This window comes from Kribbella sp. CA-253562, from assembly GCF_050942265.1.
Classification (GTDB): domain Bacteria; phylum Actinomycetota; class Actinomycetes; order Propionibacteriales; family Kribbellaceae; genus Kribbella.
The window spans coordinates 8,271,452-8,283,973 of record NZ_CP192049.1 but is presented as its reverse complement, the minus strand read 5'-3'; the positions used below and the strand labels follow the sequence as shown (position 1 = coordinate 8,283,973).

At 70.2% G+C, this 12,522-nt stretch carries 11 protein-coding genes; 8 read left to right on the top strand and 3 right to left on the bottom strand.

The annotated features are described in order from the left end of the window. Positions 1–210: 210 nt before the first annotated feature. The 5 genes from dnaK (at position 211) to ACQPXM_RS39445 (ending at position 5,115) form a co-directional block, all read left to right on the top strand. Positions 211–2,082: a molecular chaperone DnaK gene (gene dnaK, locus ACQPXM_RS39465; RefSeq protein ID WP_432951180.1), complete on the top strand. Its 1,872-nt coding sequence runs from the start codon at positions 211–213 to the stop codon at positions 2,080–2,082. After that, positions 2,079–2,798: a nucleotide exchange factor GrpE gene (gene grpE / locus ACQPXM_RS39460; RefSeq protein ID WP_432943095.1), complete on the top strand. Its 720-nt coding sequence runs from the start codon at positions 2,079–2,081 to the stop codon at positions 2,796–2,798. The genes dnaK and grpE overlap by 4 nt, the downstream gene beginning before the upstream one ends. Before the next feature lie 24 nt (positions 2,799–2,822). Next, positions 2,823–3,998, top strand: a complete 1,176-nt coding sequence (gene dnaJ, locus ACQPXM_RS39455; protein WP_432943094.1) for a molecular chaperone DnaJ — start codon at positions 2,823–2,825, stop codon at positions 3,996–3,998. Then, a complete protein-coding gene (locus tag ACQPXM_RS39450) occupies positions 3,998–4,453 on the top strand; it encodes a heat shock protein transcriptional repressor HspR (RefSeq protein WP_432943093.1) in 456 nt (151 codons plus the stop codon). Before dnaJ ends, ACQPXM_RS39450 begins: the two co-directional genes overlap by 1 nt. Positions 4,454–4,584: 131 nt before the next feature. Further along, the gene (locus ACQPXM_RS39445) at positions 4,585–5,115 is read left to right on the top strand and encodes a GNAT family N-acetyltransferase (protein ID WP_432943092.1); all 531 of its coding nucleotides are present in this window, start codon (positions 4,585–4,587) and stop codon (positions 5,113–5,115) included. Here ACQPXM_RS39445 and ACQPXM_RS39440 read toward each other — a convergent pair. Further along, entirely contained in the window at positions 5,069–6,199 is a 1,131-nt protein-coding gene (locus ACQPXM_RS39440) for a glycosyltransferase 87 family protein (RefSeq protein WP_432943091.1), read from the bottom strand. The genes ACQPXM_RS39445 and ACQPXM_RS39440 overlap by 47 nt on opposite strands. Next, positions 6,189–7,415: a glycosyltransferase 87 family protein gene (locus ACQPXM_RS39435; RefSeq protein WP_432943090.1), complete on the bottom strand. Its 1,227-nt coding sequence runs from the start codon at positions 7,413–7,415 to the stop codon at positions 6,189–6,191. Before ACQPXM_RS39435 ends, ACQPXM_RS39440 begins: the two co-directional genes overlap by 11 nt. A gap of 214 nt (positions 7,416–7,629) precedes the next feature. Between ACQPXM_RS39435 and ACQPXM_RS39430 the strand changes: the two genes are divergently transcribed. The 3 genes from ACQPXM_RS39430 to ACQPXM_RS39420 all read left to right on the top strand — a co-directional run bounded on the left by ACQPXM_RS39430 (position 7,630) and on the right by ACQPXM_RS39420 (position 11,336). Then, positions 7,630–9,504: a sensor histidine kinase gene (locus ACQPXM_RS39430; protein ID WP_432943089.1), complete on the top strand. Its 1,875-nt coding sequence runs from the start codon at positions 7,630–7,632 to the stop codon at positions 9,502–9,504. Beyond that, a complete protein-coding gene (locus ACQPXM_RS39425) occupies positions 9,501–10,175 on the top strand; it encodes a response regulator transcription factor (RefSeq protein WP_432943088.1) in 675 nt (224 codons plus the stop codon). The genes ACQPXM_RS39430 and ACQPXM_RS39425 overlap by 4 nt, the downstream gene beginning before the upstream one ends. A 75-nt stretch (positions 10,176–10,250) precedes the next feature. Continuing rightward, a complete protein-coding gene (locus tag ACQPXM_RS39420; protein ID WP_432943087.1) occupies positions 10,251–11,336 on the top strand; it encodes a hypothetical protein in 1,086 nt (361 codons plus the stop codon). Here ACQPXM_RS39420 and ACQPXM_RS39415 read toward each other — a convergent pair. Next, entirely contained in the window at positions 11,287–12,498 is a 1,212-nt protein-coding gene (locus ACQPXM_RS39415; RefSeq protein WP_432943086.1) for an amidase, read from the bottom strand. The two genes, ACQPXM_RS39420 and ACQPXM_RS39415, sit on opposite strands and share 50 nt — an antisense overlap. Positions 12,499–12,522: the final 24 nt, after the last annotated feature.

Below are 12,522 nucleotides of genomic sequence, written 5' to 3'. Positions count from 1 at the left end.
CAATCGGTTTCAGCGGCAGGGGTCGGCTCAGGGCCGGACGGGGGTGATCCCGGAAATCCGGGGGCCGGGGTTGGGAATGACCTGCGGGTGGTGCAATGTTGAGCCAGGTGTACTCAAGTCTGCCGGACCAGCTCCGGGGGCAACTTGAATTACCGGTCTCGGATCGGCAACATTGAGTCTGCATCACTCAACTTCGTGGAGGTAACGCTAATGGCCCGCGCGGTCGGTATCGATCTCGGTACGACGAACTCCGTCATCGCCGTACTGGAAGGTGGCGAGCCCACCGTCATCCCCAACGCCGAGGGAGCGCGCACCACGCCCTCGGTGGTCGCCTTCGCCAAGAACGGCGAGGTCCTGGTCGGCGAGGTGGCCAAGCGCCAGGCCACCACGAACGTCGACCGCACCATCCGGTCCGTCAAGCGCCACATGGGCGAGGACTGGAACGTGAGCATCGACGGCAAGAAGTTCACCCCGCAGCAGATCAGCGCGTTCGTGCTGCAGAAGCTGAAGCGCGACGCCGAGGCGTACCTCGGGGAGCAGGTCACCGACGCGGTCATCACCGTGCCGGCCTACTTCTCCGACGCGCAGCGCCAGGCGACCAAGGAGGCCGGTGAGATCGCCGGCCTGAACGTGCACCGCATCGTCAACGAGCCGACCGCGGCCGCGCTGGCCTACGGTCTGGACAAGGGCACCGAGCAGACCATCCTGGTCTTCGACCTCGGTGGCGGCACCTTCGACGTCTCGCTGCTGGAGATCGGCGACGGCGTCTTCGAGGTGAAGGCCACCAGCGGTGACAACCACCTCGGTGGTGACGACTGGGACCAGCGGATCGTGCAGTGGCTGGTGACCCAGTTCAAGAACAAGAACGGCACCGACCTGTCCGGCGACAAGATGGCCATGCAGCGGCTGCAGGAGGCCGCGGAGAAGGCCAAGATCGAGCTCTCCAGCGCCGCCGAGACCAGCATCCACCTGCCGTACCTGAGCCTGACCGACTCCGGCCCGCTGCACCTGGAGGAGAAGCTCTCCCGGGCCGAGTTCCAGAAGCTCACCAACGACCTGCTCGAGCGCGCCCGCGCGCCGTTCAAGGCCGTCATCAAGGACGCCGGCATCGACGTCAGCAAGATCGACCACGTGATCCTGGTCGGTGGTTCGACCCGGATGCCCGCGGTCGCCGAGCTGGTCAAGGAGCTGACCGGTGGCAAGGACCCGAACAAGGGTGTGAACCCGGACGAGGTCGTCGCCGTCGGCGCCTCCCTGCAGGCCGGTGTGCTGAAGGGTGAGGTCAAGGACGTCCTGCTGCTCGACGTGACCCCGCTGAGCCTGGGCATCGAGACCAAGGGTGGCGTGTTCACCAAGATCATCGAGCGCAACACCACGATCCCGACCAAGGGCTCGGAGATCTTCACCACCGCCGAGGACAACCAGCCGTCGGTGATGATCCAGGTCTACCAGGGCGAGCGCGAGATGGCCCGCGACAACAAGTCGCTGGGCAACTTCGAGCTGACCGGCCTGCCGCCGGCGCCGCGCAACGTGCCGCAGATCGAGGTCACCTTCGACATCGACGCCAACGGCATCGTGCACGTCAACGCCAAGGACCTGGCCACCGGCAAGGAGCAGCGGATGACGGTCACCGGTGGCTCCGCGCTGCCGAAGGACGACATCGACAAGATGGTCCGCGACGCCGAGCAGTACGCCGAGGAGGACCGCAAGCGCCGCGAGGCGGTCGAGTCCCGCAACCAGGCGGAGGGCTTGGTCTACCAGACCGAGAAGTTCCTGCAGGAGAACGAGGACAAGGTCCCCGACGACGTCAAGACCGAGGTCAAGGACGGCGTCGCGGAGCTGAAGAAGGCGCTCGAGGGTGACGACGCCGACGCGATCAAGGCCGCGTCGGAGAAGCTCGCCCAGTCCAGCCAGAAGATGGGTGCCGCGATGTACGCGAACGCCCAGGCGGCCGGTGGCTCGTCGGAGGAGGGTGCCTCGACCGACGGTTCGAGCACCGGCGCCGACGACGACGGTGTCGTCGACGCCGAGATCGTGGACGAGGACCGCCCGCAGGACAGCAAGCCCGAGGACACCAAGTGACCGATCGACCGACCGACCCAGGCAGCGAGTTCGGCGACGGCGAGCCCGTCGTCCGGGACAAGCGCCGGATCGACCCGGAGACCGGCAACCTGCGGGAGACCGGCGAGGCCACCTCGTCGGCCCCCGCGGGGGGTGCCGCGCCCGGCATGCCGGGCACCCCGGGCGCGCAGCCACCGCGTGACCCGTCCGATCTGATCGGGCCGTCGGCCCAGGAGGCTCTGTTGACCGAGGCGCTGGCCGAGCGTACGGCGGACCTGCAGCGCCTGCAGGCCGAGTACGTGAACTACAAGCGCCGGGTCGACCGGGACCGCGAGGCCAACCGGGAGCAGGTGATCGGCTCGGTGCTGACCGAGCTGCTGCAGACCCTGGACGACATCGGCCGGGCCCGTGAGGCCGGCGAGCTCGAGGGCGCGTTCAAGGCCGTCGCCGAGTCGGTCGAGCGGGTCACCGAGAAGCTCGGACTGGTCAAGTACGGCGAGGTGGGCGACCCGTTCGATCCGCGGATCCACGAAGCGCTGCTGCACAACTACTCCGACGAGGTCGACGGACCGACCGCGACGCTGGTCATGCAGCCGGGCTACCGGCTGGGCGACCGGATCCTGCGGGCGGCCCGGGTGGCGGTGTCGGAACCGACCGAGCAGCTGCCGGCCGGCGCCGAGAACGGGGCTGAAGGCAACGATGACGACAACCAGGCCGCAGACAAGCCTGCGGAGTAACCGGGCGGAGGAGGTGAGGCGCCGATGAGTACCAAAGACTGGTTGGAGAAGGACTTCTACAAGGTGCTCGGCGTCTCCAAGACCGCCGAGGCCGACGAGATCAAGAAGGCCTACCGCAAGCTGGCGCGCAAGTACCACCCGGACTCCAACGCCGGGGACGCGTCGGCGGAGGCCAAGTTCAAGGAGGTCTCCGAGGCCTACGACGTCGTCGGTGACGTCAAGAAGCGCAAGGAGTACGACGAGGCCCGCCGGCTGTTCGGCAGCGGTGGCTTCCGGATGCCCGGTGGCGCCGGTCAGGGTGGACAGGGCTTCGGCTTCGACGTCGGCGACCTGTTCAACCGTGGCGGCGCCGGCGGTACGGCGGGCGGCGGTCTGGGCGACATCCTGGGCGGCATGTTCGGCGGTGGTGGGCGGACCACGACCACCACGTCGACCGCGCGGCCGCGCCGGGGCGCCGACATCGAGACCGAGGCGACGATCGAGTTCGGCGAGGCCGTCAACGGTGTCACCGTCGCGCTCCGGATGACCAGCGACGAGCCGTGCAAGACGTGCCGCGGCACCGGTGCGAAGTACGGCACCGTGCCGAAGGTCTGCCTCAAGTGCGAAGGCACCGGCATGCAGACCTCGGTCCAGGGCGGCGTGTTCGCGATGACCGAGCCCTGCACCGAGTGCAAGGGCCGCGGGCTGGTCGTCGACCAGCCGTGCGAGACCTGCCACGGCTCCGGCCGCGGCCAGTCGAGCAAGACCATGCAGGTCCGCATTCCCGCGGGCGTGCAGGACGGTCAGCGGATCCGGCTCAAGGGCAAGGGCGCGGCCGGCGAACGCGGTGGCCCCGCGGGCGACCTGTACGTCACCGTGCACGTCAAGCCGCACCGGATCTTCGGCCGCCAGGGTGAGCACCTGACCCTGTCGGTGCCGGTGAGCTTCACCGAGGCCGCGCTGGGCGCCGAGATCAAGGTCCCGACGCTGGACGGCCTGCCGGTGACGGTCCGGATCCCCGCCGGTACGGCGAACGGCAGCAAGCTGCGGGTTCGCGGCAAGGGATCGGTCCGCCGCGACGGGACCAAGGGTGACCTGCTGCTGACGCTGGAAGTGCAGGTGCCGCACGAGCTGACCGACGAGCAGCGCGAGAAGCTGCGCGAGTTCAACTCGGCGTCGGACCAGCCTGATCTGCGGGCCGGGTTGTTCGGGAGCGCGTGATGGGCATCCCGTTCAGCCAGGTGCCGACCTGGGACGACCGCACCCCGATCTACGTGATCTCGGTGGCGGCGCAACTGGCCGGCATGCACCCGCAGACCCTGCGCCAGTACGACCGGCTCGGGCTGGTGGTCCCGAGCCGGGCCAGCGGCCGGGGCCGGCGCTACTCCGCGTACGACGTGGCGAAACTGCGCTACGTGCAGCACCTGTCGCAGGAGGAAGGCATCAACCTGGCCGGAATCCGGCACATTCTCGAGCTGCAGTCCGAGGTCGAGGAACTCCGCCGCCGCAACAACCAGTTGCTGGCGGAAGTTCAGCGTGGCGTCGGCGTCTCCCGCCGCAGCACGGCCAGCCGGGTCTTCTCGGCCGGGCCGGCCGGTGACGTCATCGCGATGGGCCGCCAGCAGACCACCACCCGCTGGATCCGGACCCAGCCGTTGGAGATCGGTCCGCGGTAACCGGCGGTTGGAGCCGGCTGCCGACCGACCGAAGCCCGGCGCACGTGACGTGCGCCGGGCTTCGGCGTACCGGTTGTTCATCTCGGAAGGCTTGTGGGGCTGGCGTGGCGGTCTACCGTGGAGGGGTGACGGTGACTCTGGAGACTGAGCGGCTGTTGATTCGGGAGTGGGTCGAGGGGGACGCGGAGGCCGCGCTGGAGATCTACGGGGCGGCGGATGTGGCGCAGTGGCTGTCGCCGGCGATCGAGCGGATCTCCGACGAGGCCACGATGAAGGTCGTGCTGCACGCCTGGATCGAGGCGCAGCCGAACTTCGTCGTGCCGGCCGGGCGCTGGGCGATCACCCGCAAGGACGACGGCGAGGTGGTGGGCGGGTTGCTGATCCGGTTGCTGCCGCCGTACGAGGAGGATCTGGAGATCGGCTGGCAGCTGAAGCCGGCCGCGTGGGGGCAGGGCTACGCGACCGAGGCGAGCCGGGCGTTGATGGGCTGGGCGTTCACCGACGCCGACACCGACGAGCTGTACGCGGTGGCGCGACCGAACAACCATCGAGCCATCGCCACCGCGAAGCGGCTGGGCATGGAGTGGGTGGGGGAGACCGACAAGTACTACGACCTCAACCTGCAGGTGTACCGGATGCGAGCCGCCGACTTCGTGGCTTGAGCGTCTGGCTCAGCAGGAACGCGACACCGATCAGCACGTACGCCGAACCCGCGGCGTGCTCGAGGAGCGACCAGTCGCGCCCTTCGGCGGGCAGCAGCGTATGCGGCCCGACGGCGAAGACCGCGAGCGGAATCATTGCCCAGCGCATCGACCGTACGGCGAGCAGCGCGGCCGGCGCGATCCACACCCAGTGGTGCGACCAGCTGACCGGTGAGGCGAGCAGACCCCACACGGCGACGACCAGCAGTGCTGTGACGTCGTCCCCTTCGGCCCGGCGACGCCAGGCGGCCAGCCAGGCCAGGGCGCCGCTTGTCACCACCAGTGCGACCCACAGCGCGCCGCCGTCGTCCATCACCCGCGCCAGCACCGCTTGGAAGCACTGGTTGAACGCGTACGTCGCTCCGCCGATCCGGTCCGGGTCGAAGAGCACTCCGAACCAGTAGTCCCGTGAGTCACCCGGCGCGAGCCACCAGGCGAGTGCGGTGAACCCGGCAAAGCTCAGCGCCGACACCGCCGCCGACAGGTAGTCCCGGCGTACCAGGAAGAAGACCACGAAGACGGCCGGTGTCAGCTTGATCGCGGCGGCCAGGCCAACCAGGAGGCCGCGGGGCCAGGGCGCACGGAGCAGGAGGCAGTCCAGCGCGACCAGGCCCATCAGGATGAGGTTGACCTGGCCGAAGCCGATCGTGGACCGCACCGGCTCGAGCAGCATCGCCACCAGCGCGCCTGACAGGCCGATGACGACCGTCCGCCGGTTCCACCCGTGCAGACGGGCGCCGACCACCAGCAGAGTCGCGGTGAGCCCGGCGACGCTGGCCGCGTTCATCACCAGCTCGGCGACGGTGAAGGGCACGGCGTACAGGGCGGTGAAGAGGATGGCGGCCAGCGGTGGATAGGTGAACGGCAGCCGGATCCCGGGGACGAGGTCGGCGAAGCGCTCCGAGTACAGGCTGATCCCGTGCAGCCAGGCGTAGCCGCCGGTCCGGTAGACCTTCAGGTCGAGCGATCCGGCGTACCAGGTCAGCAGCACCGGCAGCAGCGCGAGCAAACCCACCAGGACAACGATGCGGCGGTCACGCAGCACGGGTCAGCCTCCGGCGGAAGCCGTAGAGCGCCAGGCCGAGTACGGCGACCCCGCAGAGCGCGTAGGAGTTGCCGACGACCAGCTGGATGCCGTGATGGGTGTACTCCTTGTCGCCCAGGTACGGCGAGTGCCACGGCAGTCCGAACGCCGTCGTCACCACCCAGGCGAGCGCGACCCCAACCAGTACGCCGCGCCGAGTGCTGCGGGCCCGCAGCGCGTGGTGCACCAGCACGGCGCAGATCGGCAGCGCCCAGACCCAGTGGCCGGTCCAGGAGATCGGCGACGCCAGTAGTCCCACGACGGCAGCCAGCAGCACGGACTCGAGCACGAAGCCCCGCTCGTAGGCCCGCCGTACCGCCAGGAAACCCAGCGTGCAGGTCAACGCCACCGCCATTAGCCAGTACGGCGCGATGCCGTCGATCCCGCCCGCGACCCGGGCGAAGACCCCGCGCCAGGCCTGGTTGCTGATGAAGTGCGTCGCGCCTGGCCGGCTCGGGTCGAACATGTACACGCCCCAGAACTGCCGGGAGGCCTCGGGCATCGCGATCGCTCCGGCCGCCATCGTGCCGGTCGTCGCCGCGGCAGCCGTGGCCGCTTCCCGGTAGCGACGCGTGACGAGCAGGTAGACGATGAAGATGCCCGGCGTCAGTTTGATCCCGGTGGCGACGCCGACCAGTACGCCGCGGAACCGGTGCGGCAGGTGTCCGAGCAGGTCGACCAGGAGCAGCGCGGTCAGGATCAGGTTCACCTGACCGAGGTCGAAGGTGGACCGGACCGGCTCCAGCGCCACTCCGGCCGCCCCGACCGTCAGGCCGATCGCTGCGACGCGATAGCGCGACCACTGCGGCCTGAGCCCACGCAGCGTCACGAGGCCGATGACCAGCAGGGCGGAGGCGTTCAGCAGCGTCATCAGGACGCGGCCGCCCGCCGTACCGAGCAGGGCGACCGGTGCGAAGAGCAGCGCGGCGAACGGCGGATAGGTGAAGCCGAGAGCCATGTCCTTCGGGTAGGCCAGGTGCGCGGTGTAGATGTCCTGGCCGTGCAGGAACGCCTGCGCCGACACGACGTACACGCGCAGGTCGTACTGCAGGGAGTTCGGCGGCCAATGCCACAGGCAACCAATGAGGAACAGGATGACCGCGGCAACCATCAGCTGCGGCCGGCGGGTGCGGACAGCGGTGCTGCCGGCCGGGCGAAGGGAGGGACTGATCGTCATGCTCTCGACCCTCGCGGCGCGACCCCCTCCGCCACATCGCCGCGAAGTGCCAGCCCTGCTCGCCGCTTCGAGTGACCCGCCGAGCCGACGAATCACTCCAAAGAGTGACGGCCCGGGACCCCGCTCGCCCACAGAATGGCATCGTGACCGCAGACGTGACCATCGCCCCGCTGGGCCGGCCCGCGGTCCGGCGTCCCTTCGTGCTGGAGCAGAAATGACTCGCGTCAGGCAGTTCTTCGGTACGCCGTACGCCGACATCCTGCTGGCGCTGGTGGTCCTCGCGGTCACGCAGGTCGTGCTGCTGCGGTCCGCCGAGGACTGGGCGTGGGCCACGCTGGTCTTCACGCTGGCGGTGGCCCTGGCGCCGGTCCTGATCGCACTGGCCGGGACCGCGCCGGTCTGGGCGGCGGTCGGGCTGGTCGTCGGGACTTTCCTCTCGATGTCGCTCGGCCGGACGAACTGGTTGCTGATGGCGGGCTGCTGCCTCGCGCTGGTCCGGCTGCCGCGACGGGTCCCGGCGCTCACTGCCGTGCTGACCGTCGGGGCGGTCGCGGCGCTCCCGATGCTGCTGAACGCGGTCCGGGACCGGATCGTGTCGCTGATCTACCCGAACGTCCACTACGAGCTCACCCACGCCGACGGCACGATCGAGACCCGGCTCGGCATCGCGCAGCACCGGTTCGACCAGATCTGGGTCGCGAGCTGGCCGTGGTGGCAGTCGCTGCTGCTGGTGGCGGTGGGTATAGGCGCGGTGGCGTGGACCTGGTTCGTCCGCAAGGAGCCGCGGCCCCGGAGGGTGACCGGGCGGGAGTCGCTGGCGGCGCTGCTCGGCGACCCTCGGCATCAGTGGGGCCTGGACGCGCTGTTCGCCGTCGCGATGTCGTCCGTGCTGCTGATCGACCTGTGGCGTGATCAGGTTGCCGACGGCAACTGGTGGAGCGCGCCGGGGTGGATGCCGTGGGCGATCGCCTACTCGGCCCTGGTCCTGCTGGTACGGCGCCGCTGGCCGGTGCTGCCGGTCGTCGTACTGGCTGTCAGCGCGCTCGTCACCTACTGGCAGTCCCCGCAGAGCTGGGCGGTGCTGGTCGCGCTGGCCGTGGCGCTCTTCTCGCTCGCCGCCGGCCGGACGAAGGTGCGCTGGGTGCTGGTCTCGTCGGTGGCGGTGCTGGCTGTGCTGCCGCTGATCGCCTGGCGGATCCGCTACCCGCAGATGTCGCTGATCTTCCCGAGGCTCAAGACCGAGCCGGTGTTGTTCGACTTCGACGGGGTCCTGCGCAACTTCACGTACGACGGCCTGGTCAACCACAAGTGGCCGGTGTCGCTGTCGCTGCTTCTGCTGCTCCCGTTGTCGCTGGGCTTCCTCGCCAGGCTCTACCGGCGCAACCGCGAGGCGTCCCAGCGCGAGGCAGCGCTGGAACGCGCCGCGGCGGAGCAGGACGCGGCGCAGGTCGTCCTGACCGAGCGGTCGCACATCGCCCGGGACCTGCACGACGTGGTGGCGCACGCGGTGAACCTGATGGTGATCCAGGCCGAGACCGGGCCGGACCTGATCGCTCGTGGTGACCAGGAGGTGCTGGCAGGCTTCCAGCGGATCGGTGACGCGGGACGGCGCGCGCTCGGGGAGCTGGACCGGATGCTCTCGGCGCTGCGCGACGCGGAGGGGGTGCCCGACCCGGAGCTGACTCCGCAGCCCGGGCTGTCCGACCTCCAGCGACTGGTGAAGGACGTGGCGCACGACGGGCTCGCCGTAGAGCTCGACGTGCAGGGCGACACCGAGCTGGCGCCGGCGGGACACCAGTTGGCGGCGTACCGGCTGGTGCAGGAGGCGTTGACCAACGTGGTGCGACATGCGGAGGCGACGAGGGTGGTGGTGACGCTGCGAGTCCGGGCCGACGAGCTCGGCGTCGAGGTCAGCGACAACGGGCGTGGGTTCGACCCCGAAGTGGCACGGACCGGTGGACGGCACGGCCTGGCCGGGATGCGCGAGCGGGTTCGGATCCACCACGGCACGCTGACGATCGACTCGGCCCCCGGCGCCGGGACCACTGTCGCGGCGCGGATCCCGTTGGCCGCCGAGGTGGTCCGGTGATCAAGGTGATGGTGGTCGACGACCAGGACCTGGTCCGGGACGGCATTTCGATGATCCTGGACGGCCAGCCCGATATCGAGGTGGCCGCGCAGGCGGTCGACGGTGCCGACGCGATCCGGCAGGCGGCCGCGCTGCTGGACCTGCGGGTGGTGCTGATGGACGTCCGGATGCCGGTGATGGACGGTATCGAGGCGACCCGCCGGCTGGTCCAGGGCCCGAACCCGCCGAAGGTGCTGATCCTGACCACGTTCGACCTCGACGAGTACGTGTACGACGCGCTGCGCGCCGGGGCCAGCGGGTTCCTGCTCAAACGGTCCTCGCGGGACGAGCTGATCAACGCCGTCCGGGTGATCGCCGACGGCGACGCGTTGCTCGCACCGCCGGTGACCAGGCGGCTGCTCGACCGGTTCGCCCGCAGCCGGCCCGACCCCGACGAGTCCGGCCGGCTGGACGAGTTGACCGCCAGGGAGCGCGAAGTGCTCCGACTGGTTGCCGAGGGCAACTCCAACGCGGAGATCGCGGCGGCCCTGCACCTGACCGAGCACACGGTCAAGACGCACGTCAGCCGGATGCTCACCAAGACTGGCCTGCGCGACCGGGTGCAGGCGGTGATCCTTGCCTACGACACCGGGCTGGTCGCGCCTCGGCCATTGGATCAGCGCGCTCCGTAGGCCGGTTTCAAGGGCCTTGGGTCTGTTGCCGGGGTGGGTGGCGGGAGCACACTCGGCAGTGGGGAGGGGGACGCCATGGGGGTGCGTCTGGACAACACAGGGCTGCTGGCTCACTACGCCGAGTGGGTCGGGCGCAGGGCGTCACGAGTGGTCGCTGGGCTGGGACCTGAGGACGGTACCGCGCTGCTGTACGCCGCCGACGAGTTGCTGGTGTCCGGCGACCTGGCGGCGGAGCTGGCTCGGCGGTACTGCGCTCAGCGGTGTGGAGAGCGGCTGAAGTTCCTCGACGTGCCGCGGGTGGCTGGACAGGAGGCGCTGCTGGAGCTGGCGGCCGTGGCGTTCTTGGGAGACGTGGTGGTGACGTCGGACATGGGTGCTGCCGTTGCCGCGCTGGCCGCCCAGTGCAGGTTGGACGGCCGGGCTGCTGAGCTCGTGGCGGTGACACCTGGGCGCTGCCGCAGTATGGCTTTCGAGGGGAACAACTCCTTCGGCACCGCGGCCCTGATGGAGTTCCAGGCTTCTCGCTGGAGCCCGTGCTCGCCCCGCAGTTGGGGACCGGGCACGTACGACGCGGCCGGCGATGGCTACTTCCGCTTGCAGGTCCCGCAGCGGACGATCTACACCCGGCCCGCCGTCACGGTCTCCGGCGGCGTCGAGGTCACCCTGTACGACGAACGGCGGGACGCGCTGGACCGGTGGATCGGCGTCGACGAGCTCACGATCCATCCACCGGAGTGGTCCACCTGCTACCTCACGGTGACCGGCCCGCGGTACCGGATCGGTACGGCGATGTGGCTCGACACCTGGATCGTCAGAGGAGTTCAGCGCGAGATCGAGGTGCTGCCGAAGTGGTGGGCCGATCCGCCGCCGCTCCTGCTGCGCGAGGAGGTCACCCACTACCTGTACGAGCCCGAAGGACCCCTTCTCTTCGCTGACCCCACGGGCGCCGTGGAGGTCGAGCTGATGGATCGGTCGGGCGACGTGATCCGGACGGCGGCGTCGACCGAGGCCGGGCTGGTGCTCGACACGTCGGACCTGCAGGCCGGGCAGTACGTCGTACAGGTGACGCGGGGGCCCGACCCGACCTCGCTGCACCTGCTCCCGCCCGTGGTCAGGGCCGGGCGACCCGCACCGGACGATCGAGCTGGTCTGCTGCCGTGAGGAGATCCCCCTCGTGATGACGGCGCGCGACCAGTTGCAGACCGACGGGTGATCCGGCCGCGGTGAAGCCCGCGGGCAGGCTGATCGCCGGATGGCCGCTGAGGTTGAACGCCCACGTCAACGCGACGCTCATCGTGTCGCCCGGGCCCTCGTGCGGGTGAGGTGGGTTCGGCGTGGTGGGCGTGGCGATGAGGTCGACTTGGGTGAAGACTTCCTGCAGCAGGCGGTCGTTGATCTCGCGTGGGCCGTCCGTGGTTGTCGCGTGGGGGAGCGTGTTGTCCTGGCGGAGCGCTGTCCAGGCCGCTTCCGGATCGTGGAGCTCGACCTCGACGGAGCTTTCGGTCAGCGCACCGGTCGAGACCAGGTCGGTCAGCGCCGCCCGAGCGATCGCCGCGATCTCCGGCGCGGTCTCGGCGAACCCGAGATCGGCCGACCACACCACGCGCAGTGGACGCGCGGCGGTCGCCGGCACGTCCATGACGGACAACCAAGCGCGCAGATCGGCGGGATCCCGAGCCAGTACGCCGCCCGCGGCGAGGCCCGTACGGTCGCCGGCGGGGACCACGCCGTTCGTCGGTTTCAGCCCGAGCACTCCGCACCACGCGGCCGGAATCCGCACCGACCCGGCGCCGTCGCTGCCGGTCGCCAGCGGAACCATCCCGGTCGCGACGGCGACCGCCGACCCGGCCGACGATCCGCCTGGCACCAGCGCCGGATCCCACGGGTTCAGCGTCGGCCCGCGTTCGGTCGACCCCCAGGTCTGCCACGCGGTCCCGGCGCCGGGGACAGCCGTGAGCCCGATCGGTACGGCGCCGGCCGCGGTCAGCCGCTCGACCTGCCGAGCGCTCTTGACCGCAATCGGTACGCCGAGGAACGGCTGAGCTATCCGGCCCGTATGCCGCGAGGCCGCGTCGCCAGCAGCTCCGGTCGACCGGGCGAGGTCGATTGCCCGGGCGAGGTCGGTCGACCGGGCGCGGTCGATCGCACGCGCGGCCGCCCGGGCCCGCTCCGGCCAGAGCTCCCGGAACGCCCGGACGGACCCGTCCAGCCGGTCGACGCGGCGCAGCGCCGCTTCGACGACGGCGAGCGCGGACAACTCCCCGGCGGCGACCGCGGCGCCGATCGCCACCGCCGAGAGGTCCTCGTACTGCTCGCCACTCAAAGCTTTCTCCCCGCTGCGAACGGT

What these genes read in the sequence shown, in the direction of transcription:
- dnaK (WP_432951180.1), top strand. Translation starts at nt 211, where the DNA reads ATGGCCCGCGCGGTCGGTATCGATCTCGGTACGACGAACTCCGTCATC.
- dnaJ (WP_432943094.1), top strand. Translation starts at nt 2,823, where the DNA reads ATGAGTACCAAAGACTGGTTGGAGAAGGACTTCTACAAGGTGCTCGGC.
- ACQPXM_RS39450 (WP_432943093.1), top strand. Translation starts at nt 3,998, where the DNA reads ATGGGCATCCCGTTCAGCCAGGTGCCGACCTGGGACGACCGCACCCCG.
- ACQPXM_RS39435 (WP_432943090.1), bottom strand. Translation starts at nt 7,415, where the DNA reads ATGACGATCAGTCCCTCCCTTCGCCCGGCCGGCAGCACCGCTGTCCGC.
- ACQPXM_RS39430 (WP_432943089.1), top strand. Translation starts at nt 7,630, where the DNA reads ATGACTCGCGTCAGGCAGTTCTTCGGTACGCCGTACGCCGACATCCTG.
- ACQPXM_RS39420 (WP_432943087.1), top strand. Translation starts at nt 10,251, where the DNA reads ATGGGGGTGCGTCTGGACAACACAGGGCTGCTGGCTCACTACGCCGAG.